A 21,119-nucleotide genomic window follows, 5' to 3' on the forward strand; every position below is an offset into this window, starting at 1 on the left:
CGCCCGCCCCACCCGCCCGAGTGCGCATGCGACACGTCGACTGCCTATCCGCTGGGTAGGCAGTCGACGTGTCCTATAGGCACTCGGTGCCGGGTGCTCGGCGCCCGGCGGCGGGGCCGGGTCGGGAGCGGACGGCGGGGCGGGTCGTCCCGCGGGCGTCGGTAGGGTGCGGCTGTGCCGTCGCGCCCCCTGCCGTCCGTCGCGGTCCCGCCGCAGGTGGGGCCGGTCGTCGGGGGCCGTCGGGGCGGGGCGGTCGTCGCGCTGCTCGCCCTCGGCGCCGTCGGGGTGGCCCAGGTCGCGACCGCGGCCGTGCTGCCCGCGCTGACGCGGCAGCTCGGGCTGGCCGACTGGCAGGCCGGCGCCGTGACGTCGCTGTCCGCCGCGGTGGTCGTGCTGTCGAGCCCCTGGTGGGGGCGCCGGGCCGACCGGCGCGGCCCCCGACCCGTGCTCCTGGCAGCCGTGCTGGCCGGCGCGCTCGGCGCAGGTGTCGTCGCCGCGGTGCTCGCCGCGGGCCCCGCCCACGCGGGCTGGGCGTGGGCGCTCCTGCTGCTGGCGCGCGGCCTCGGGATCGGGGCCGCCGTCGCCGCCGCGGGACCCGCGACCCAGGTGGTGCTCGTCGCCCGGTCCCGCACCCAGGCCGAGCGGGTCGGCTGGATCGCCCGGGCGGGCGCCGTCCGCGGGCTCGCGACCGCCGTCGGCGCGGGGCTCGCGGCCGCCCTCGCGGGGCTGGGCACGGCGGCGCCCGTGCTCGCCACGGTGGTCCTGCTCGCCGGTGCCGTGGTCGTGGTGATCGCGGCCGGCGGCCGGCTCGGGGGCGAGGGCGCGGCGGTCGGCGGCTCGGTCGTGGACGACCCGGTCGGGGTGGACCCGGCGGCGGGCGGTCCGGCGGTCGACGCCCCGGCGGATCCCGTACCCGACCGGCCCCGCGCGGACCGGCTCGACACCGACCGGTCCCGCGCCGACCTGCTCGGCGGCCTCGCGGTGCCCGGGGTACGGGCGGCGGTCGTCGCCTCGGTGGCCGTGTTCCTCGCGCTCGCGCTGGTCCAGGGCAGCGTCGGGTTCCTCGTGCAGGACCGGTACGGCCTCGGCCCGGCGCGCGCGACGGCGCTGACCGGTGGGCTGCTGCTCGCGGCGGGCGTGGGGTCGATGCTGACCCAGGGCGTCCTGGTGCCCCGGCTGCGGTGGGCGCCCTGGCGGCTCGTGCGCGTGGGGTCGGCCCTGGCGCTCGGGGCGCTCGTGGTCTACCTCGCGCCGGTCCCGGCGCCCGTGCTCGTCGGGGTCGCGGCGCTGTTCGGCGCCGCGGTGGGCGGCGCGGCGGCGGGCTGCACGTCGGCGGCGTCGGTCGCCGTCGGCCCCGGCAGCCAGGGCGACGTCGCCGGCCTCGTGAACGCGGGGAACGCGGCGACGTTCGTCCTCGGGCCGCTGCTGGCGACCTCGGCCTACGGGCTGCGGCCGGAGGCGCCCGCCGTCCTCGCGGTGCTGGCCGGCGCCGTGGCGCTGGCCGCGGCGGTACGGAGCGGCCGGTGACCCCCGCGACCCCCGCGACCGCGCCGCCGCGCGGCGTGCCTCGGGTGCCGACCTGGGCGGTGCCGCGACCGCGCCCGCTCGGCCTGCTCGACCCGGACGCGTCGCTCGTGGTCCTGCACGGTCCCGCGGGCGCGGGCAAGACCCTGCTGCTCGCGTCCTGGGTGCGCGCGGGCGTCCCGGCGGAGCGCACGGTCGTTTGGCTCGACGCCGAGGCCGCCGGCCCGGAGCCGTGGTCGGCCCTGCTCGAGCAGGTCGCCGGGGCCGGGCTGCTGGCCGACGGGCCGGCCGACGCGGCGCGCGGTGCCGTCCGGCGCGGCGGGCGGGCGGCCGCGGCCGAGGTCGTCCGGGCGCTCCGCGCGATGGCGGGCCCGGTGCTGCTGGTGCTCGACGGCTACGAGGCGATCTCCTCGCCGCGGGTCGACGACGACCTGGTCGAGGTGCTCGCGGGGACGGACCTGCTGCACGTCGCCGTCACCACCCGTGCGACCCAGGACCGGCTGCTCGCCGCCGCGGCGCTGCGGCTGGACGTGGTGGCGCTCGGACCGGAGGACCTGCGGCTGGACGACGCGGAGGTGGCGGACGTGCTCGCGCGCGCCGGCCAGGACCCGGCCGCGGCGCACCGGGTGCGGGAGGCGGGCGACGGGCTCGGGGTGCTGGTGCGGACGGTCGCGCTCGCCGCCGCGTCCGGCACCGTCGACCTGCGCACGGCGTCGCACCGCGACCTGGTCGACGTCGCGGCGCGCGGGGTGCGGGCGGTGCTGGAGCGTGACCCGGGGGACGAGGCCGTCCTGGCGGCGGCGCGCCGGCTCTCGGTCGCCGCGACCCTGCCGCCCGCGCTCGCGGACGCCCTCGTGGGGGACGGCGGGGCGGCGCTGCTCGCGCGGCTCGAGCGCGACGGGCTCGGCGCGTGGGAGGAGCGGGCCGCGGTCCCGGGCGGTGCCCCCGCGCCGGACGGGCCGGAGCTGCGGCTCACCCCGGTGGTCCGCGCCGCCCTGCGCGCCGACCTCGAGCGCGCGGAGCCGGAGGCCGTCGACGGGCTGCTCCGCACCGTCGTCGACTGGGGCCTGGAGGCGGGCCGGTACTACCCGGCGCTGCACGCGGCGGCCGAGACCGGGGACGTCGACCTGGTGACGACCGTCGTGATGCGCGTCTGGGGCGCCGGGCAGCGGACCAGCGCGGAGGACACGATCCGGGTGCTCGAGCGGCTGCCCCGGACCGCGGTCGCCGGGCGCCCGGCGCTGGCGCTGCTGCTCGCGCTGCTGCACAACACCCGGGCCGAGCACCGGGCGCGCGCGCTCGAGTGGCTCGCGGTCGCCGCCGGCGGGGCCGTGCTGCACCTGCCGCGGGCGACGACCGCCGAGCGCGCGGTGCTCCGCTCCGCGGAGAGCGTCGCCATGCGGCTGCTCGGCCGCGGCGGCCGCGCCCGGACCGCGGCCCTCGCGGCCGTGGAGCACCTCGCCGCGACGCCGCCCGGGTCGGACGCGACCGTCGACGGGCTCCGGGCGCTGCTGCACCGGCAGCTCGGGACCTCGCTGCTGACCGCGGGCGACGTGGATCGAGGGCTCGCCGTGGCTGCGGGCGGGCTGGCGCACGAGCGGACCGGCTCCCTCGGCGCGTTCACGGCCCAGGCGCTCGCGGCCGGCTTCCTCGCGGTCCAGGGCGACGTGGCCGGCGCACGCGCGGCGGTCGAAGCCGCCGGGGCGACCGAGCCACCCCGGCGCCCCGAGACCGCCTACCGGCGCTCGCCGCTCGACCTGGCGCGGGTCCACCTGGCTCTCGAGGACGGCGACCCGGCCGCCGCGGTGGCGCTCCTGGACGACCTGGCCGACGAGCTGCGGACGAACGAGTTCTGGCCGGCGTTCGCCGAGGCGCGGGCCACGGCCGACCTGCTGCTCGGCCAGGCGGTCGCCGGCGAGGAGGCGCTCGCGTCGGCGCTGCACCGGGGCCGGCGCGCACCGACCACCGCGTACTGGCGGGCTCGGCTCGCCGCCTCGCGGGCGCTGCTGGCCCTCGCCGCGGGCCAGCCCGAGCGCGGCCTGCAGCTGCTCGAGCCCGTCCGCGGCCCGCACGCCGCGGCCCGGGTCGCGCGGGGGCGGCTGCTGCTGTCGGTCGGGCGGCGGGACGAGGCGCGGGCGCTGCTCGCCGCACCGGACCTGCCCGACGAGGGGCCGCGGCTGCGCGCCGCCCGGCGGTTCCTGCTGGCGGCCGCGACGGCGCCTGCTGCGGAGGAGCGCGCCGCGGCGGTCGACGACCCGGCGGCCCGGGTCGCCGCGCACCGGGCGGTGGCGTCCCGGGCGCTGCGCGAGGCGTGCGCCGTGGTCGCGGTCGGCGGTTCGCGGACGGGCTGGCTGCTGGTGAGCCCGGCGGAGCGCGCGGCGATCGCCACGCTGGGGGCGCCCGACGCCGCGACGGCCGACGTGCTCGCGGTGCTCTCCGGCCTGCCGGCGCCGGTCCCGGACGCTGCCCCGGGCGCCGGGCTCACCGAGCGCGAGCTCGTCGTGCTCCGGCAGCTCGCAGACGACGCCGGCCTGGCCGAGGTGGCCGCGCGGCTGCACGTATCGCACAACACGGTGAAGTCGCAGGCGCGGACCGCCTACCGCAAGCTCGGGGTCCGCAACCGTGCGGACGCCGTCGCCCGGCTGCGGGAGCTCGGCCTGCTCTGACCCGCGCCTGCGCCGGACGCCGACCTCGGGGCTCGGCGTGCCGCGCCCCCGGCGTGCCGCCCGCCCACGGCGCCCGACGAGCCGCCGTGGCCTTTCACCCCGGCTCTCACCTCCCCGCCCCCGGCCGCGCTCCCGATCCCCGATCCGCCGGACCAGGGCGCGCGACCCGCGCCCGTTCCGCCGGCGCAGTCGAGGGATGGGTACGGGGATGAGCTGGGGATCGGGCGCGCGCGGCGCGTCACGGGGGATGCTGGAGCGGCTGACGGCGCTCGCGACGGTGCTGGCGCTGCTGCTGGTCAGCGCGGTGCTCGCGGTCGCCGCGCCGCAGGCGGCGAGCGCGGCCGAGGGCGACCGCGGCACGCTGGCCGTGCGCAAGACGGCGTCGGCGACGACGGCGCGGCCGGGTGACGGCGTGACGTGGACCGTCGAGGTGACCTGCGAGTCGATCGTCGCGATGTGCGCCGACGTCGCGCTCGAGGACGCCGTGCCGGAGCCGTTCGTGCTGGACGCCGACGGCGTGACGGTGCAGGCCGAGCAGACCGGGCAGGCGGTCGTGGCCGTGTCCGGCGCGACCGCCCGGGTGGCGTTCCGCGAGACGGACCCGAGCCACCCCGGCGTGGTCGGCCTCGCGGCGGGTCAGAGCGTCAGCGTGCTGCTGCGCACCACCCTGCCCGCCGGCACGCCGCTGTCCTGGGACGGCCGGTCGGTGACCAACACCGCCGCCGTCACGGCGAGCAACGCCGACCCGGTGAGCGCCCCGGCGACCGTCGGTGTCGTCGTCCCGGTGACCCCGAGCGTCGCGGTGACCAAGCGCGTCGCCCCGGTCGACCAGGTCGCAGGCGACCCCGGCGACGTCACCGTGACGCTGGGCGCGCAGAACACCTCGCCCGTCGCCGCCACGACGCTGACGGTCACGGACCCGGCCGCCGGGACCCCGGCCGCCTTCGGCCCCGGCACGCCGCTGGTGCTGCGCGGCCTGGGCTCCTGGACGCCGCCCGAGGGCGCCACGTCCGTCGCGGTCGACCTGACCACGCCGGGCGGCACCGTCACGGTCGGCCCGTTCGCGCCCGGCGCGGCGCTCGACGCGGGCGGCGTGGACCTCGCGACGGTCTCGGGCGTCGCCCTGCGGTTCGCCGGGGACGGCGCGCCCGAGGGCACCATCGTCGCCGGCGGGGCCGCGGGCTCCGTCGCGCTGGTGCTCGGGCAGGCGGGCACGGCCGACCGGGGCGCCACCACGCGGGTCCCCAACACCGCCTCGGCGGCGCTGACGACCCCGCGCGGCGACGCGACCGGCACCGCCTCGGCGACCTTCCAGATCAACCCGGTGACCGTCGAGGTCGCGGCCGGCAAGACCTTCGACGGCGCGGCCCGCGCGGAGGTGGTGGCCGGGCAGCCCTCGGTCGTCCGGCTGACCGCCCGCAACGCCTCGAACACCGAGCTGTCCGTGCTGCGCGTCGCGGAGCCCTCCGCCGCCGGCGCGGGCCCGCTCGGCGACCCGGCCTCCGGCCTGCTCGGCTTCGACGGGTTCGGCACCGACGGCGCGGGCGCCGTCGACGCGGCGGCGTGGCCCACCGGCGCCACCGGCGCGACCGTGACCTTCCTCGGCACCGGGGTCGGCGGCCCGGTCGCCGTGGCGCCGCCGGCCGGTGGGGTCACCACCTGGCCCGCGCCGCCCGCCGGTGCTGTCGTGACCGGCTTCGTCGTCGAGTACCGCGGCACGCTCGCGCCGGGGGCCACGGCGACGGTGCCGTTCCGGGTCGCCACCGACCCCGCGTGGTCGCCGGTGCGCGCCTTCACCAACGAGGTGGCGGTCGACGGCGAGGCGGCCGACGGCACCCCCGCGGCGGAGCGCACCGCGTCCGCGCAGCTCACCGTGGTCCCGCGCCAGGTCGTGACGACGGCGAGCAAGGCGCTCACCCAGCAGGCGCAGGGCGCCCCGCTGCCGGGCGCGCCCGGGCAGGAGCTCGTCGCCACGCTGACCGGCCGGGTCTCCGCCGACACCACCGTCCCGGTCGGGTCGCTCGTGATCGAGGACGTCGCCGGCGGGGACGCCGGGTCGACGCTCTGGGACGCGGCCGCGCTCGACCGGGTCGGCTCCGTCCAGGTCCCGGCCGGCTCGCGCGCCGAGGTCCTGGTCCGGACCGGCGGCTCCTGGGTCCCGCTCGCGGGCCCGACGACCGACGCCGCGGCGCTGCTCGACCTCGACGTCCCGGCGGGCGCGGACGGCGTGCGCGTCGTCTACACCCCGACGGGCGCGTCGTTGCCCGTCGACGGCACGTTCACCCCGCGGGTCGCGCTGGTGCTGGCCCTCGACCAGGCGGTCGCCCCCGGCACCGCGCTGCGCAACGACGTGGCGGTCGAGGCGACCGGCACCGGCGTCGGCTCCGGGCTCACCGGCCCGTCCGGCGACGGTGACACGGTGACGTTCGGCCCGGGCGACGCCCCGGTGGACATCCGCCGGGTGGACGCGAGCAAGTCGTGGCGGGACGCGTCCGCGCTGATCGGGGCCGACAACGCCGAGCCCGGCGCCGACCGGCCGGCCAACCGGATCACCATGCGGGTGCAGAACGTGTCGGGCGTCCCGGTCGGTGCGCTGCGGCTGGTGGACCCCGACCCGGCGACCGACAACGGCAGCACGTTCGAGCACGTCGACCTCACCCGCCTCGCGGTGACGGCCCCGGCCGGGACCGGGACGCTGCGGGTCGTGCTGCGCGACGCCGACGGCGGGGTGCTGCACGACCTCGGCTCGGCGGCCGCCGTCGCGGCGCTGTCGGCGGCGGACCTCGCGGACGTGGTGTCCGTGGAGGCCCGCGCCGAGGGCACCCTCCCGGACGGCGCTGCGCTGGTCGTCGTCGCGGACACGGTGCTGCGGGCGGAGACCCGCGCCGGCGCGCCGATCACCGGCACCGCCGACGCGGCGCCGTCGACCACGCTCACCAACACGCTGGTCGGCGACCTCGGCCCGGGCACGCCCTCCGACGTCGCGCAGGCGGCCACCGTGCTGTACCCGGAGGCGCTCCAGCCGCTCGACGGCGCGCTGGCCAAGTCGGTCTCCCCGGACACCGGGACGCGGTACGCCGCGCAGGACCGCACGGTGCGGCTGTCGCTCAGCGCGCGCCGGGTCAGCGACGAGGCCGTCAGCCGACCGGCGACGTACGTCCTGGAGGACACGTCGGAGGCGTTCTGGGACGCGTTCGACCTGGTGGGCCTCGAGGCGCTCGCGGGGGTGACCGCGGCCGACGGCGAGGGCTACACCGCCGCCGTGCAGTACCGCGTCGACGGCGCGTGGACCGCGCCCGTCACCAGCGCGCTGCCGGCCGGCGTCAGCACCACGATGCCGCCGCTGCCCGACGGGGCCGCGGCGCTCCCGGACGGCACGTCGGCGGCGGACGTCACCGGCGTCCGGGTGACGTTCCAGGCGCCCGCCGGGTCCTGGTTCGCGAACCGCCGGGTCGGCGGGTTCGAGGGGCCCACCGCGGTGCTCGCGCTCAGCCCCCGGTCGACGCTGCGGAGCACCGGCGCCGAGGTGCCCGCCGGGACGCTGACCAACGAGGTCACCGGGACCGTGCAGGCGGAGCGCCAGCCGGCGCCCGTCGTGCTGGACCCGGCCGTGGCGACGTACACGGTCACGGACGGCGTCGCGGACGCCACCGTCACCAAGACGCCCGCCACCACCACGACCGGTCCCGGCTCGCGGCTGCCGTTCCGGCTGACCGCGACCAACACCGGCACCGCGCCGATCGTGGACCCGGTGCTGGCCGACGTGCTGCCCGCGGACGCCGCCGGGCCGCAGCTCGTGTACGACCCCGACGCGTACGGCACCGCCGCGGTCGCGGTCACGCCGGGCGACGCGGCGATCGCGGCGGCCGAGCCGTCCGTGGTGGTCGACGGCGACGCGATCCGGGTGACCTTCCCGCCCGGCACGCGGCTCATGCCCGGCGAGCAGGTGGCCGTCACGGTGCCGCTCGCCGTCCGCGCGGGGACACCGGCCGGGTCCGTGCTGACCAACCGGTTCGTCCTGTCGTCGGCGGACGGCCTCATCCGGGAGGCGACCGCGCGCGTCGACGTGGTGGCGCTGCCCAACTACCTGCGGGTCAAGGACGTCGCCGAGGACCTCGCGCCGGGCGCCGCCCCGACCGGGGTCGTCAACACCTCGGCGAGCGGGCAGGAGTGCGTGTCCGCCGACGGGTTCTACCGGACGCCGTGCCTCGTGCGCACCCAGCCGGGCGGGACCGAGACCTGGCGGCTGCGGGTGACCAACACCGGCAACCTGCCGACGGCGAGCGCCACCCTGGTGGACGTGCTGCCGTTCGCGGGCGACACCGGGACCTCGCGGTCCCAGAGCAGCAGCGCGCGGGGGAGCGTGTGGGCCACCGAGTACCTCGGCGACCTGCGGCTGACCGGCCTGCCGGACGGGGCGACGTCGACCGTGTCGTACCTGCTCGACGGCGCGAGCTGCACCTACACCGGCGACCCGCGCTCGGCCGACCCGTTCGGGGCCGGCTGCGCGGCCGACGTGTGGACCCCCGCGGACCAGGTCGACGACCTGTCCCGGGTGCGCGGCCTGCGCGTCGACCTGGATCTGGCGGCGGCGAACCTGCTGCCCGGCGAGACGGTCACGGCGACGTTCCGGACCCGGTCCGCGACGGCCTACGACACCGCCGCGGCGGACGTCGACGCCCCGGCCTGGAACACGATGGTGGTCACCACCGCCAGCGTGACGCCCTCCGGCGTGGAGCACGAGACGCTCGAGCCCAACCGGGCCGGCGTCGCCGTGCACCGGACGTACGCCCTCGGGGACCGGGTGTGGCTCGACGAGGACCGCGACGGCCGCCAGGGCCCGGGGGAGCCGGGCGTCGGCGGGGTGACGGTCCGGCTGTACGCCGCCGGCTCGGACCAGCCGGTCGCCACGACCACCACCGACGCGGACGGGCGGTACCAGTTCGACCTGCTGCCGGCCGGGACCTACCGCGTGCGGTTCGTCCTCGACGGCGCGCTCGCGGGGCGGTACGGGTTCACCGCCGCGCGGCAGGGCGACGCGGCGGAGGACTCCGACGCGGACGCCGCGGGCTGGACGCGCGAGGTGGTGCTCGGGGCCGGCGAGCCCCGGGTGCGCCCCGCCCTGCCCGAGGACGGGGTCGCGGCGGACTACCTGGACCCGACGGTGGACGCGGGGCTGGTGCGGGTGCTCGGGCCGACGCTGCCGGGCGACCCGGGCGACCCGGGCGACCCGCGTGACCCGGGCGACCCGCGTGACCCGGGCGACCCGGGTGACCCGGTCGAGGCCGTGGCCGACGTCGTGGTCACCGCCGGAGGGGGCGCGCTCGCGGTGACCGGCGTGGGCGTCGGGCTGCTCGCGGCGGCCGCCGCGGTGCTGCTCGGGCTCGGGGGCCTCGCGCTGAGCGCCCGCCTGGCGCGCCGGCGGGGCTGACCCCGGTGTCGCGCTCCCCCGGGTCCTGACCGGGGGAGCGCGGCCCCGACGTGCGGGCGCGCCGGGAAGGCGCTTCACTCGGGCCGCATGAGACGCACCGCAGGACTGCTGCTGACCGCGGCGCTGCTGGCGGGGTGCTCGGGCGGGTTCCCTGCCGACCCCGACGGCACGCTCGAGCGGGTGACGGGGGACGCGCTCCGGGTCGGCGTCACCGCCAACCCGCCCTGGACCGAGGTCCAGGAGGGCGCGGCGCCGTCCGGGCTCGAGGCCGAGATCGTCGCCGAGTTCGCCGAGACCCTCGGCGCCGAGGTCGACTGGACCGCGGGCAGCGAGGAGGTGCTCATCGGCGACCTGGAGGCCGGCGAGCTGGACCTCGTCATCGGCGGGTTCACCGGGCGGTCGCCCTGGTCGGCGCAGGCGGCGCTCACCACCCCGTACACGACCGTGCCCGACGAGCGCGGCGAGCCCGAGCCGCACGTCATGGCCGCGCCGCTCGGCGAGAACGCGTTCCTCGTCCGGCTGGAGACCTTCCTGCTGGAGCAGCACCGGGACGTGCTGCCGTGAGCGGCCGCGCGCCGGCCGCCGCGGCCGAGGGCGGCGTCACCTTCGGGCACACCGAGCTGCCGGAGGAGCAGTCGGCGGCGCTGCGCCGGGCGATCCGGCTCGCGTGGGGCACGATCGCGTTCCTCATGGTCGGCGTCACGCTCGTCTACCTGGTGATGGGCAGCTCGCAGGCGATGAAGGCCGCCTGGGCGGAGGACCTGCTGTCGTTCATCCCGCCGATCTCGTTCCTGGTCGCCGTGCGGTTCGCGCGGCGCCGGCCGACCACGGCCCACCCGTACGGGTACCACCGGTCGGTCGGGATCGGGCACCTGGTCGCGGCGGCGGCGCTGCTGACGATGGGCACGTTCCTGGTGCTCGACTCCGGGAGCGGGCTGCTGGCCGCCGAGCACCCGCCGGTGGGCGTCATGCACCTCGGGGAGCACGTGTTCTGGGCCGGCTGGCCGATGATCGGCGCGATGGTGCTGACCGGGATCCCGCCGGTGCTGCTGGGCCGGGCCAAGATGCCGCTCGCCCGCACCCTGCACGACCGCGTCCTGTACGCGGACGCCGACATGAACAAGGCCGACTGGATGACGGCGCTGGGATCGGTCGTCGGGATCCTCGGCATCGGCGCGGGCCTGTGGTGGGCCGACTCCGCCGCGGCGCTGTTCATCTCGGTCAGCATCCTGCGCGACGGGATCACCAACCTGCGGGTCGCCTCCGGTGCGCTGATGGACGCGCGCGCGACGACCGTCGACGGCGACGAGCCGCACCCGCTCGCCGGGGAGGTCGACGCCCGGCTCCGGGCGCTGCCGTGGGTCGAGGACGCGCGGTCGCGGGTCCGGGACCAGGGGCACGTGTTCCACGTCGAGGCGTTCGTCGTGCCCCGGGACGGTCGCGCGCCGAGCCTGCGCGAGCTCGCGGAGGCCCGGGAGGTAGCGACCGCGCTGGACTGGAAGGTGCAGGACCTCGTGGTGGTGCCGGTCGAGGGGCTCCCGGAGGAGATGCTGCCCGGCGTCGCGGCCGCGGAGGGCGAGGACGAGCGCCGCGAGGGAGCGGGCTCGCGCTGACCCGCGCGGGCACGCGGCGCGCCCGCCGCAACCGCGGTCCCTCGGCGCCGCCACACTCCTGTCCAGCCGCCGCACCGCCCTGCCGTCCCGCCCTGCCTCCCGCCCTCGAGTGCACCACCGACACGTCGAGTGCCTATCCAGCGGATAGGCACTCGACGTGTCGGCTGTCATCTCGGCGCGCGGTGGCGCGGGGGAGGCGCCGGGTCAGGCGAGGTCAGGCAGTGGTCGCCGGCGCGGACGGCGTGGCCGGCGCCGATGTCGCCGCCGCCGCCGGGGCCGTCGTCGGGGCGCCGTGCGCGCCGCGCTCCGGGCGGACGAAGAACGCGACCAGCACCGCGCCGACCAGGGCGATCGCCGCCGGCAGCAGCAGTGACTGCGCCATGGCGTCGGAGAAGCCACCGGTCAGGAACTCCGGCAGGGAGCCTGCCGCCTCGGCCGCGCCGGTGGAGTCCGCCGCGCCGGGACCCAGCTCGGCGACCAGGCGCGCCTGGATGAGCGCCGCGATCGCTGCCGAGCCGAGCACCGAGCCGATCTGCCGGGTCGTGTTGAACACGCCGGAGCCGGCCCCGGCCTGCGCGCGCGGCAGGTTGCGGGTCGCGGTCGACGAGATCGGCGACCAGAGGCAGGCGTTCGCGACGCCGAGCACCGCGCTCGGCAGCAGGAGCCGGGCCCACTGGTCGGGATCGGGGCTCAGCCAGAGGAAGAACCACACCAGCGCACCGGCCTGGAGCAGCATGCCGACCAGGGCGATGTTCCGCGGGTTCGCGGTGTCGACGCGGCGGCCGATCACCGGCGACAGCACCAGGGTCATCACGGCCATCGGCGCGAGCATCAGCGCCGACCGGGTCGGGGAGAAGCCGAGGACGAGCTGGTAGTAGAAGACCAGCGGCAGCGACATCGAGGTCACCGTGAAGCCCAGGGCGCTGATCGCGCCGTTGGCCAGCGCGAAGTTGCGGTCGCGGAACAGGCCGAGCGGCAGCAGCGGCTCGTCCTTCGTCCGCGCCTGGTGCCAGACGAACAGCGCGAGCACGACCACGCCGGCGCCGACGACGCCCCACACCGGCAGCCAGCCGCCGATCAGGCCCCAGTCGTAGGACTGGCCCTCCTGGATGCCGAACACCAGCAGGAACATGCCGAGCGCGCTGAGCACGACGCCGAGCACGTCGAACCGGTGCGCGTGCGTCTCGAGCCGCGGCACCAGCCGCCAGGCGAGCACGAACGCGACGACGCCGACCGGCACGTTGACGATGAAGATCCACTCCCAGCCGAGCCCGTCGACGAGCACACCGCCGAGGATCGGGCCGACCAGCGTCGCGACGCCGGCGACGGCGCCCCACAGGCTCATGGCCTTGCCGCGGGAGTCCGGCGGGAACATCCGGGTGATGACGGCCATGGTCTGCGGGGTCATCAGCGCGGCGCCCAGGCCCTGCACGGCGCGCGCGGCGATCAGCACGCCGATCGACCCGGCCAGGCCGCAGGCGAGCGACGCCAGCGTGAAGACCACGAGGCCGGTGAGGTAGACGGGCTTGGGCCCGAAGCGGTCGCCGAGCCGCCCGGTGACGAGCAGCGGGGCGGCATAGGTGAGCAGGTAGGCGCTGGTCACCCAGATGACCGCGTCGATGTCGGTGCCGAGCCCGGCCATGATGGCGGGGTTGGCGACCGACACGATCGTGGTGTCGACCAGGATCATGAAGAAGCCCACGACCAGCGCCCAGAGGGCGGGCCAGGGACGGGCGGTCTCGGACATGCGGGTTCCTCGCAGGGAAGCGTGCTCGCGCGGAGCGGGTGGGAGGGGTGCGCGGCGGGCCGCGCCGGGTCACCAGGCGATGTCGCCGGACTCGATGCCCTCGATGAAGGTGCCGATCCAGGTCGACTCGGTCTCGTAGACCGCGATCTGGTAGGTCAGGTCGATCCAGTAGCGGGCCGGCAGGCCCTTGGCCCGGACGCGGTCGACGCCCGCGCGCAGGTCGTCGAGCTCCGACGCGAGCCGGGTGCGCCGGTCGCGGAGGAGCGTCAGGACGGTGTCCTTCGGCAGGTTGTGCGCCTCTGCCAGCGCGAGCGGCAGGCGGGGGTACTCGTTGACCGGGGCGGCGATCATCGCGGCGAGCTGCTCGGAGAGCGCGTCGCGTCCGGCCGGGGTGATCTCGTAGGTGGTGCGCTCCGGGCGGTTGCCGGCGCGCTCGGTGCCGACCGCCCGCACGAGGCCGTCCCGGTGCAGCCGGTCCACCGAGTGGTAGAGCGAGCCCGGGCGGACCTTCACGATGCGGTCGGTGGCGCGGTGCAGGAGCACCTGGTGCATCTCGTAGGGGTGCAGGGGACGCTCGACGAGCAGCCCGAGGACTGCGACTGCGAGAGGGGTGAGCGTGCCGGCCACGTGATGCTCCTTCTTGATTACTCCACGTGGACTATAGGACGTCTGTCCCATGCAGGGAAGTCCCCGCGGCGTGACGCGAGCCACCGCGTCGCGTCAGGGCGCGGTGAGGTCCGCGGTCAGCTCCGCGACGGCGGTGTCGGCGAAGGGCGTCTCCGGCAGGTTCGCGCGGTCGAGCTCCCGGGTCACGCTGAGGAAGACGGACCGGCCCTCGAGCATCCCGGTCGCGAAGGCCGTCGTCGGCGCGCCGCGCAGGTCGGGGCCGACGCCCTCGTCCAGCACGTCGACGCCCACGGCCAGCAGCGCGGGCGCCAGGTCGACCGCGGCGTCCGCGGGCAGCGCCGCTGTCCGCCAGCACCGGGTTCCCTCGCTCGCCCCGAGGCCGTCCGCGCAGTCGATCACCTCGTAGCCCTGCGGCAGCACGACGGCGTCGACCGCCGCCTCGATCCGGGCTCGCTGCTCGGGCCAGCGCTGCTCGTCGACCCGGTGCCGCACGACGTCCACCCAGTACGGCCCGGCGTACAGCGTCAGGGCGACGGCTCCCACGGCGAGCGGGAGCGCGACGAGGACGGCGGTGCGGGCGCGGCTCACCCCCTGCTCATCGGCGGGACCCGGCGCCCGGCTGAGTCCCCGGGGCGGGTCGCGCTCGTCGAGTGGAAGGTTCTGACCGACACGCCCACGGCGTGTCGGTCAGAACCTTCCACCGTGGGCGAGCGTCGGGCGGGCGGGCGGTCAGGGGCGGGCCAGGAGCTCCGCGACCAGCGCCGGCAGCGCCTCCTCGATCGGCTCCCGCACGACCCGGTCGGCGATCCGGTCGTACGGCGTGGGCTCGGCGTTCACGATGATGACCTCGGCACCGGAGTCGGCGGCGAGGGCGGCGAGGCTCGCCACGGGCTGGACGGTCAGCGTCGTGCCGACGGCGAGCAGCACGTCCCCGTCGGTGGCCGCGGCGATGGCCCGCTCCAGCGCCCGGTCCGGCAGCCGCTCGCCGAAGTAGACGACGTCCGGCTTGAGGATGCCCCCGCAGACCGCGCACGGCGGGTCGGGCTCCGCGTCGAGGCGGGCGAGCACGTCCGCGGTCGGCTGCCGGTCGCCGCAGACCAGGCAGGACGTCGTGCGCAGCGTGCCGTGCAGCTCCACGACGTCGCCCGGGTCGTTGCCGGCGGCCTGGTGCAGCCCGTCGAAGTTCTGGGTCAGCAGCGCCTGCAGCCGGCCGGCCGCCGCCAGGTCGACGAGGGCGCGGTGCCCGGCCGCCGGCCGCGCCGTCCACGCCGGGTGCGTCCGCCACATCTGCCAGCCGCGGCGCCGGACGTCCGGATCGGCCACCAGCCGGTCGATCTCCAGCAGCTCGGCCTGCTCCGGGTGCCGGGTCCAGGTGCCGTCGGGCCCGCGGAAGTCGGGGATGCCGGCGCCGGTCGAGACGCCGGCGCCGGTGAGGACCGTGACCCGGAGGCCCGGGGCGGGCATGTGCACGCCTCAGCGCCCCTTGCGGCGGCGGGACGAGCCGGGTCGCCCGCCGCCCGGGCGGCCACGACCGCCGCCGGAGCCGAACGACGGCCGGCCGCCGCGGGTGGCGGCCCCGCCCATGCCGGTCCCGCCCTTGCCGGTCCCGCCCTTGCCGGTCGCGCCCCTGCCGGACGCCGCCTTCCCGGCCGCACCCTTCCCGGATCCGCCCGACCGGCCGGTGCTCGCGTCCGCGCGCTCGGCGCCCGCCGGGGCCGAGCCCGCCGCCCCGCGCCCGCGCGAGCTGTTCACCGTCCGCCCCCGCACGATGCCGATCAGCTCCTCGACCAGCGGGTCGCCGTCCCGGGCCGCGAGCCAGGCGAGCGCGGCCTGCGACCCGGGGGCGTCGGTCAGCGGCCGGTAGGTCAGGTCCTTGCGGTGGTGCAGCCGGGCCAGCGACTGCGGCACGAGCAGCAGCCCGACGCCCGACGCGACGAGCGCCACCGCCTCCTCCGTCGTCGCGGGCGGCGGCAGCAGCGACGGCTCGCCGGGCGCGTCGGCCCAGCGCAGCACGTCGTCGGCCGGGGTGATCAGGGTCTCCTCGGCCAGGTCGTCCGGCGCGACCTCGTCGAGGGCGGTGAGCACGTGGTCCTTCGGCAGCACGACGACGGTGGTCTCGACGTACAGCGGGATCGCGGACAGCACGTCGCGGTCGACCGGCAGCCGGAGCAGGGCGGCGTCGGCCTCGCCGCGCGCGAGCACCGCGCCGGCGTCGGCGGCGGACGCGTGCACCAGCTCGAGCGGCACGTCGACGACGCGCTCGCGCCAGGTCCGGACCCAGGAGGCGGGGACGACGCCGGGGACGAGCAGCAGCCGGAACCGCTGCGGGTCGTCGGTCGCGGCGGGCTCGGCGGCGGGAGGCTCGGACATCGGCGTCAGCGTAGCCGCGCCTCGCGTCCGTATCCTGGTGCTGTGACCTCCGAGCCCGCCCCCACGCCCGCCCGCCGCGCGCGCACGCCGCAGACCATGAAGCCGGCCACGGCCGCCGCCAAGCTCGGGGTCTACCTGCCCGCGACGCCCGAGGAGTTCCAGGCGGGGCCCGTGTCGCGCGAGCAGCTCGACGACCTGCAGCGGAACCCCCCGGCATGGCTCACCGAGCTGCGGAAGAACGGCCCGCACCCGCGGTCCGTCGTCGCCGCGCGGCTGCGGATCTCGACGTCCGGGCTCGCCCGCAACGGCCTCACCGACCCGCTCACCACCGAGCAGATCGACGCGATCGTCGAGGAGTCGCCGGAGTGGCTGCACCGCGAGCGCGCCACCCAGGCCGAGGTGAAGCGCGAGGAGCAGCGCCTGCGCGAGCGCGACGCCGCCCGCGCCGCCGAGGGCAAGGATCGCCCCCGCCGCTGACGCCCGGAACCCGCTTCGCCGCACCCCCCGGTTCCGACCGAGCGCCGAGATGGCAACTCTCGGCTGTGCGACCAGGCCCCAAGACAGCCGAGAGTTGCCATCTCGGCGAGGTTCACGCGAGGGGTCCGCGGCGCGGCCCTCGCGCCTCAGCCGTGGGCCAGGAGCTCCAGGGACACCACCGCGATGCCCAGGGCGACCTCGGCGGCCAGCACCAGGAGCTTCTGCCAGCCGGGGAGCGCGACGCGGCGCACCGCGAGCCAGCCGACCACCCCGAGGCTCGCCACCAGCGCGATCGTCGACGCCCGCAGCGCGCCGTCGACGGTCCACGACCCCGTCGCCGCGATGCCGACGAAGATCATCGGCAGCACCAGCACGCCGAGCGCCCCGGTGCACACCGCGACCATGTGCCGCGCCTCGGGGGCCGTGGGCAGCGCGGCGTGCACCGCGATGTGCGACACCACGTCGGCCAGCAGCACCGCGAGCAGGGTGCCGCCGACGGTGATCAGCAGGGTGGTCGCGGCGACCCCGGCGGTGACGTCGCCGTGCGACCGCAGCGTGAGCACGACGGCCAGCGCGGCGAACGTGACGTACACGCGCTCCTTGAGGCGGTCGGCGCGCTCCTCCGGCGTGGGCGCGGGGGCGTCGGCGCGGGCTCGGCGGTCCATCGGCCCAGGCTAGGCCGGGTCACCCGAACGTGTCCGTCCTGTCGGATCTGACACGGCGTCTTGTTTTCTGAGGTTCGACTAACTTAGGTTTGGCTCACCTTCGCCGCGGCGCCCCATCGACGGTGCCCCCGTGCGCGAGCCACACCCTCGCAGGAGTCGCTTCGTCATGCCCGCACGCCCGCACGCCCCGTCCCGCCGCGCCGCCCGTCGGTCGGTCCCGGCGCTGGTGGCGGCCGTGGTCGTGGCGGCGCTCGCGGGCTGCACGGGGGTGGCGGGGACGTCCGGCGGGACGGCCGCGGTGGCGGGCGACCGGCCCGCGCTCGCCGACGTCACGCCCGTCGACGACCCGCGCGGCTGGGAGGGCGAGCAGACGGCCGTGGCCGCCGCGACCCCCGTCGACCCGGTCGCCGCCGACCCGCGGCCCGAGCTGCCCGTCACGCTGACGGACGCGCAGGGCACCGAGGTCACGGTCACCGACACCAGCCGGGTCCTCGCGCTCGACCTGTACGGGTCGACGTCGCGGATCCTCTTCGAGCTCGGCCTGGGCGGGAGCGTCGTCGGCCGCGACTCGTCGTCCGACTTCCCGGAGATCGCCGACCTGCCCGTGGTGACGACGAGCGGGCACGACCTGTCCGGGGAGGCGATCCTCGAGCTCGCGCCGACGCTGATCATCACCGACACCACCCTCGGCCCCTGGGACACCGTGCTGCAGATGCGCGACGCGGGCATCCCCGTCGTCGTGGTCGACTCCCACCGCGAGCTCGGCACCGTCGGCGACCTGATCGCGTCCGTGGCGACGGCGGTCGGGCTCCCGGACGAGGGCGCCGCCCTCGCCGCCCGCACGCAGGCCGAGATCGACGAGGTCCGGGCCCAGGTCGACCGGCTGGCGCCCGAGGATCCCGCCGACCGGCTGCGGGTGGTGTTCCTCTACCTGCGCGGCCAGGCCGGCGTGTACTACCTGTTCGGTGAGGGCTCCGGCGCGGACTCGCTGATCGAGGCGCTCGGCGCGGTCGACGTCGCCGGCGAGATCGGCTGGCAGGGCATGCGGCCGGTGACCGACGAGGGCCTGGTCGCCGCCCAGCCGGACCTGGTGCTGGTGATGACGAAGGGGCTGGAGTCGGTCGGCGGGGTCGACGGGCTGCTGGAGCAGCTGCCGGCCGTCGCGCAGACGCCGGCGGGCGAGCACCGCCGGGTCGTCGACATGGCGGACTCCCAGGTGCTGTCGTTCGGGCCGACCTCCGCGCAGACGCTCGACGCCCTCGCCCGGGCCTTCTACGCGCCGGACGCGTCGTGACGGCGCTGCGCGAGCCCGGCGCGGACCGGGCCGCGGCGACCGGCGCCCCGCGCACGCCCGCACCCGCCCCGGGCCTCGCCCGCACCCGGCACCGCCGCGTCGTGCCGCTCGCGGTCGGCCTGGTCGTCGCCCTGCTCGCGCTCGCGGTCGTCGCCGCCGGGACCGGGCAGCTGCGCGTCCCGCCGGCCGAGGTCCTTGGCTCGGTGCTGCACCGGATCGGCCTCGACCTCGGCCCGCTGCCGAGCCACGCGAACGGCGACGCCGCCCTGTGGACCATCCGGTTCCCGCGGGTCGTCATGGCCGTGCTCGCGGGCGCGGCCCTCGCGACCGCGGGCGCCGTCATGCAGGGCGTGTTCGGCAACCCGCTGGCCGACCCCGGGGTCGTCGGGGTGTCCTCCGGCGCTGCGCTCGCGGCCTGCACCGGCATCGTGTTCGGCCTGAACTTCCTCGGCGCGTTCACGTCGGCGGCGCTGGCGTTCGTCGGCGGCCTGGTCACGACCCTCGTGGTCTACCTGCTGGCCCGGTCCGGCGGCCGCACCGAGGTGGTCACGCTGGTGCTGACCGGCGTCGCGGTGAATGCGGTCGCCGGCGCCGGCATCGCGTTCCTCACCTTCCTCGCCGACACCCAGGCGCGCGAGCAGATCGTGTTCTGGCAGCTCGGCTCGCTGAACGGGACCCGCTGGCAGTACGTGGCCGTGGTGGCGCCGTTCGTCGCCGTCGGGCTGCTCGTGGCCCTGCTGGTCGCGCGGCGCCTCGACCTGCTCGCGCTGGGGGAGCGGGCCGCGCGGCACGTCGGCGTCGACGTCGAGCGGCTGCGGGTGGTCAGCATCGTCGCGGTCGCCCTGCTCACCGCGGCGGCCGTCGCGTTCTGCGGGATCATCGCGTTCGTCGGCCTCGTCGTGCCGCACCTGGTCCGGATGCTCGTCGGGCCCGGCCACCGGGCGCTGGTGCCGCTGAGCGCGCTGGGCGGCGCGGTGCTGCTGCTCGCCGCCGACCTCGTCGCCCGCACCGCCGTGGCCTACGCGGACCTGCCGATCGGCATGCTCACCGCGCTGGTCGGCGGCCCGTTCTTCTTCTGGCTCATCCGCCGCACCCGCCGCCAGGCCGGGGGCTGGGCGTGAGCGCGGCGGCGGTCGGGCTGACGGGGGCCGGGTACGACGTCGACGGGGTCACGCTGCTCGACGGCGTGGACCTGCGCATCGAGGCCGGGGAGCTGCTCGCGGTCGTCGGGCCGAACGGGGCCGGGAAGTCGACGCTGCTCGGCCTGCTGGCGGGCGACCTGCACCCGACCCGCGGCTCCGTGACGTCGGAGGGCGCCGCGATCGAGCGGCTGAAGCCCGCCGACCTGGCGCGTCGGCGCGCCGTGCTGCTCCAGGAGCACCGGCTGAGCTTCCCGTTCGCGGTCGCCGAGGTCGTCCGCATGGGCCGGGCGCCCTGGCGCGGCACCGCCGCCGAGGACGACGACGACCGCCTGGTCGCCGAGGCGGCCGCCGCGGCCGACGTGCTGCACCTCGCCGACCGCCGGTTCCCCACGCTGTCCGGGGGCGAGAAGGCCCGCACCGCGTACGCCCGCGCCCGCGCCCAGGCCACGCCGGTGCTGCTGCTCGACGAGCCGACCGCGGCGCTCGACCTGCGGCACCAGGAGATGCTGCTCGGCCAGGCGCGCGACCTGGCCCGCGCGGGCCACGCCGTCGTCGCCGTGCTGCACGACCTCAGCCTCGCCGGCGCGTACGCCGACCGGGTCCTGCTGCTCGGCGAGGGCCGGGTACGCGGCCTGGGCGCGCCCGCCGACGTCCTGCGACCCGACCTGCTCGGTGCCGTCTACCGGCACCCGGTCGAGGTCCTCGTCCACCCCCGCACGGGCGACCTGCTCGTGCTGCCCGACCGCTCCAGCACCACCCCGGAGGACCCCCGATGACCCCGACGCCGCTCCGCGCCCTCGCGGCCGCCGCGCTCGCCGCCGCAGCCGCCCTCGTCGCCGCCGGCCCCGCCGCCGCGGCACCCCAGGTGGTCGTCGCCGGGGAGGGCGGGCAGGCCGTCGCCGCGCCGGACGCGCCCACGAGCGTGCAGGTGTCCGGCACCGGCTTCCAGTCCGTGCCCGGCGGGTTCGGCGGGGTGTACGTGCTGTTCGGCTGGGTGGACCCGGCGAGCGGTGACGGCTGGCGGCCGTCCGCCGGCGGCGTCACGGGCACCCAGTACCGGTACGCCGTCGACGTGCAGGGCCAGGAGAACGCGGGCTACCAGCGGTTCGTCGCGTTCCCCGGCTCGACGACCGCGGCCGACGCCAACGGCGGCGTGGTCGCCGAGGACGGCTCGTGGTCGACGGACCTGACGATCCCCGGCGCGACGCTGACCGCGCTCGACGCGGACGGCGGGACCGTCGAGGTGGACTGCCGCGCGGTGACGTGCGGGGTCATCACGATCGGGGCGCACGGGGTGGCGAACGCGAACAACGAGTCGTTCACGCCGGTGGCGTTCGAGGACGCCGGCGCGGCGGGGTCGACCGCCGAGCCCGGCGCCGAGCCGGTGACCGCCGCGCCTACCGAGCCCGCGGCTGAGCCCACCGCCGAGGTGACCGCCGTCGCGGCCCCGGTCGAGGGCGACGCCGAGGGCGTCGGCGCCGCGCCGTGGGTCGTGGCCGGGTCGGCCGCCGCCGCTGCGGTCGCCGCGACGGTCGCCGGGGTGGCCGCGTCCCGCGCCGCCCG

The 21,119-nt window shown here is 77.8% G+C and carries 15 protein-coding genes and 1 pseudogene; 10 read left to right on the forward strand and 6 right to left on the reverse strand.

The genetic code is table 11. The annotated features are described in order from the left end of the window. The first annotated feature begins 174 nt into the window (after window positions 1-174). The 5 genes from J5O08_RS08090 to J5O08_RS08110 all read left to right on the forward strand — a co-directional run bounded on the left by J5O08_RS08090 (window position 175) and on the right by J5O08_RS08110 (window position 11,234). Complete coding sequence (locus J5O08_RS08090; protein WP_218706372.1) at window positions 175-1,527, forward strand: MFS transporter; 1,353 nt, start codon at window positions 175-177, stop codon at window positions 1,525-1,527. Further along, window positions 1,524-4,190, forward strand: a complete 2,667-nt coding sequence (locus J5O08_RS21590) for a LuxR C-terminal-related transcriptional regulator (protein ID WP_218706373.1) — start codon at window positions 1,524-1,526, stop codon at window positions 4,188-4,190. Before J5O08_RS08090 ends, J5O08_RS21590 begins: the two co-directional genes overlap by 4 nt. A 208-nt stretch (window positions 4,191-4,398) precedes the next feature. Further along, entirely contained in the window at window positions 4,399-9,621 is a 5,223-nt protein-coding gene (locus J5O08_RS08100; RefSeq protein ID WP_218706374.1) for an SdrD B-like domain-containing protein, read from the forward strand. 87 nt (window positions 9,622-9,708) lie between these two features. Next, the gene (locus J5O08_RS08105; RefSeq protein WP_218706375.1) at window positions 9,709-10,185 is read left to right on the forward strand and encodes an ABC transporter substrate-binding protein; all 477 of its coding nucleotides are present in this window, start codon (window positions 9,709-9,711) and stop codon (window positions 10,183-10,185) included. After that, entirely contained in the window at window positions 10,182-11,234 is a 1,053-nt protein-coding gene (locus J5O08_RS08110; RefSeq protein WP_308281473.1) for a cation transporter, read from the forward strand. The genes J5O08_RS08105 and J5O08_RS08110 overlap by 4 nt, the downstream gene beginning before the upstream one ends. Before the next feature lie 214 nt (window positions 11,235-11,448). Here the strand turns inward: J5O08_RS08110 and J5O08_RS08115 are convergent, their stop codons facing one another. The 5 genes from J5O08_RS08115 to J5O08_RS08135 form a co-directional block, all read right to left on the reverse strand. Then, window positions 11,449-12,981: a DHA2 family efflux MFS transporter permease subunit gene (locus tag J5O08_RS08115; protein WP_218706376.1), complete on the reverse strand. Its 1,533-nt coding sequence runs from the start codon at window positions 12,979-12,981 to the stop codon at window positions 11,449-11,451. A gap of 69 nt (window positions 12,982-13,050) precedes the next feature. Beyond that, entirely contained in the window at window positions 13,051-13,608 is a 558-nt protein-coding gene (locus J5O08_RS08120; protein WP_308281474.1) for a helix-turn-helix transcriptional regulator, read from the reverse strand. Window positions 13,609-13,701: 93 nt separating this feature from the next. Continuing rightward, a complete protein-coding gene (locus tag J5O08_RS08125; protein WP_218706378.1) occupies window positions 13,702-14,196 on the reverse strand; it encodes a hypothetical protein in 495 nt (164 codons plus the stop codon). Window positions 14,197-14,337: 141 nt separating this feature from the next. Further along, a complete protein-coding gene (locus tag J5O08_RS08130) occupies window positions 14,338-15,072 on the reverse strand; it encodes a Sir2 family NAD-dependent protein deacetylase (protein WP_218706379.1) in 735 nt (244 codons plus the stop codon). A gap of 9 nt (window positions 15,073-15,081) precedes the next feature. After that, on the reverse strand, window positions 15,082-15,978 hold the full coding sequence (locus J5O08_RS08135) for a LysR family substrate-binding domain-containing protein (protein WP_218706380.1): 897 nt from the start codon (window positions 15,976-15,978) through the stop codon (window positions 15,082-15,084). A gap of 96 nt (window positions 15,979-16,074) precedes the next feature. Between J5O08_RS08135 and J5O08_RS08140 the strand changes: the two genes are divergently transcribed. Next, window positions 16,075-16,455, forward strand: a complete 381-nt coding sequence (locus J5O08_RS08140) for a DUF5997 family protein (protein ID WP_218706385.1) — start codon at window positions 16,075-16,077, stop codon at window positions 16,453-16,455. 146 nt (window positions 16,456-16,601) lie between these two features. Here J5O08_RS08140 and J5O08_RS08145 read toward each other — a convergent pair whose 3' ends face one another. Then, on the reverse strand, window positions 16,602-17,120 hold the full coding sequence (locus J5O08_RS08145) for a hypothetical protein (protein WP_218706381.1): 519 nt from the start codon (window positions 17,118-17,120) through the stop codon (window positions 16,602-16,604). 166 nt (window positions 17,121-17,286) lie between these two features. On the opposite strand from J5O08_RS08145, the gene J5O08_RS08150 reads away from it, so the two are divergent. The 4 genes and pseudogenes from J5O08_RS08150 to J5O08_RS08165 form a co-directional block, all read left to right on the forward strand. Next, window positions 17,287-18,414 (forward strand): hemin ABC transporter substrate-binding protein, encoded by a 1,128-nt coding sequence (locus J5O08_RS08150; RefSeq protein ID WP_218706382.1) that lies wholly within the window; start codon window positions 17,287-17,289, stop codon window positions 18,412-18,414. Window positions 18,415-18,419: 5 nt separating this feature from the next. Then, window positions 18,420-19,535, forward strand: coding sequence for an iron ABC transporter permease (locus J5O08_RS08155; RefSeq protein WP_218706386.1), 1,116 nt, complete (start codon window positions 18,420-18,422; stop codon window positions 19,533-19,535). Further along, a complete protein-coding gene (locus tag J5O08_RS08160) occupies window positions 19,532-20,332 on the forward strand; it encodes a heme ABC transporter ATP-binding protein (RefSeq protein WP_218706383.1) in 801 nt (266 codons plus the stop codon). Before J5O08_RS08155 ends, J5O08_RS08160 begins: the two co-directional genes overlap by 4 nt. After that, a pseudogene (locus J5O08_RS08165) lies at window positions 20,329-21,119 on the forward strand (hypothetical protein); the annotation flags it as partial. The gene J5O08_RS08160 and the pseudogene J5O08_RS08165, both read left to right, overlap by 4 nt.

Origin of the sequence: Cellulomonas sp. PS-H5, from assembly GCF_019265565.1 — a bacterium.
Taxonomy (GTDB): domain Bacteria; phylum Actinomycetota; class Actinomycetes; order Actinomycetales; family Cellulomonadaceae; genus Cellulomonas.

Bases quoted from the DNA above. Each gene is read 5' to 3' on its own strand.
- J5O08_RS08135 (WP_218706380.1), bottom strand. From the start codon at position 15,978: ATGTCCGAGCCTCCCGCCGCCGAGCCCGCCGCGACCGACGACCCGCAG.
- J5O08_RS08150 (WP_218706382.1), top strand. From the start codon at position 17,287: ATGCCCGCACGCCCGCACGCCCCGTCCCGCCGCGCCGCCCGTCGGTCG.
- J5O08_RS08145 (WP_218706381.1), bottom strand. From the start codon at position 17,120: ATGGACCGCCGAGCCCGCGCCGACGCCCCCGCGCCCACGCCGGAGGAG.
- J5O08_RS08115 (WP_218706376.1), bottom strand. From the start codon at position 12,981: ATGTCCGAGACCGCCCGTCCCTGGCCCGCCCTCTGGGCGCTGGTCGTG.
- J5O08_RS08140 (WP_218706385.1), top strand. From the start codon at position 16,075: ATGAAGCCGGCCACGGCCGCCGCCAAGCTCGGGGTCTACCTGCCCGCG.
- J5O08_RS08130 (WP_218706379.1), bottom strand. From the start codon at position 15,072: ATGCCCGCCCCGGGCCTCCGGGTCACGGTCCTCACCGGCGCCGGCGTC.
- J5O08_RS08100 (WP_218706374.1), top strand. From the start codon at position 4,399: ATGAGCTGGGGATCGGGCGCGCGCGGCGCGTCACGGGGGATGCTGGAG.
- J5O08_RS08105 (WP_218706375.1), top strand. From the start codon at position 9,709: ATGAGACGCACCGCAGGACTGCTGCTGACCGCGGCGCTGCTGGCGGGG.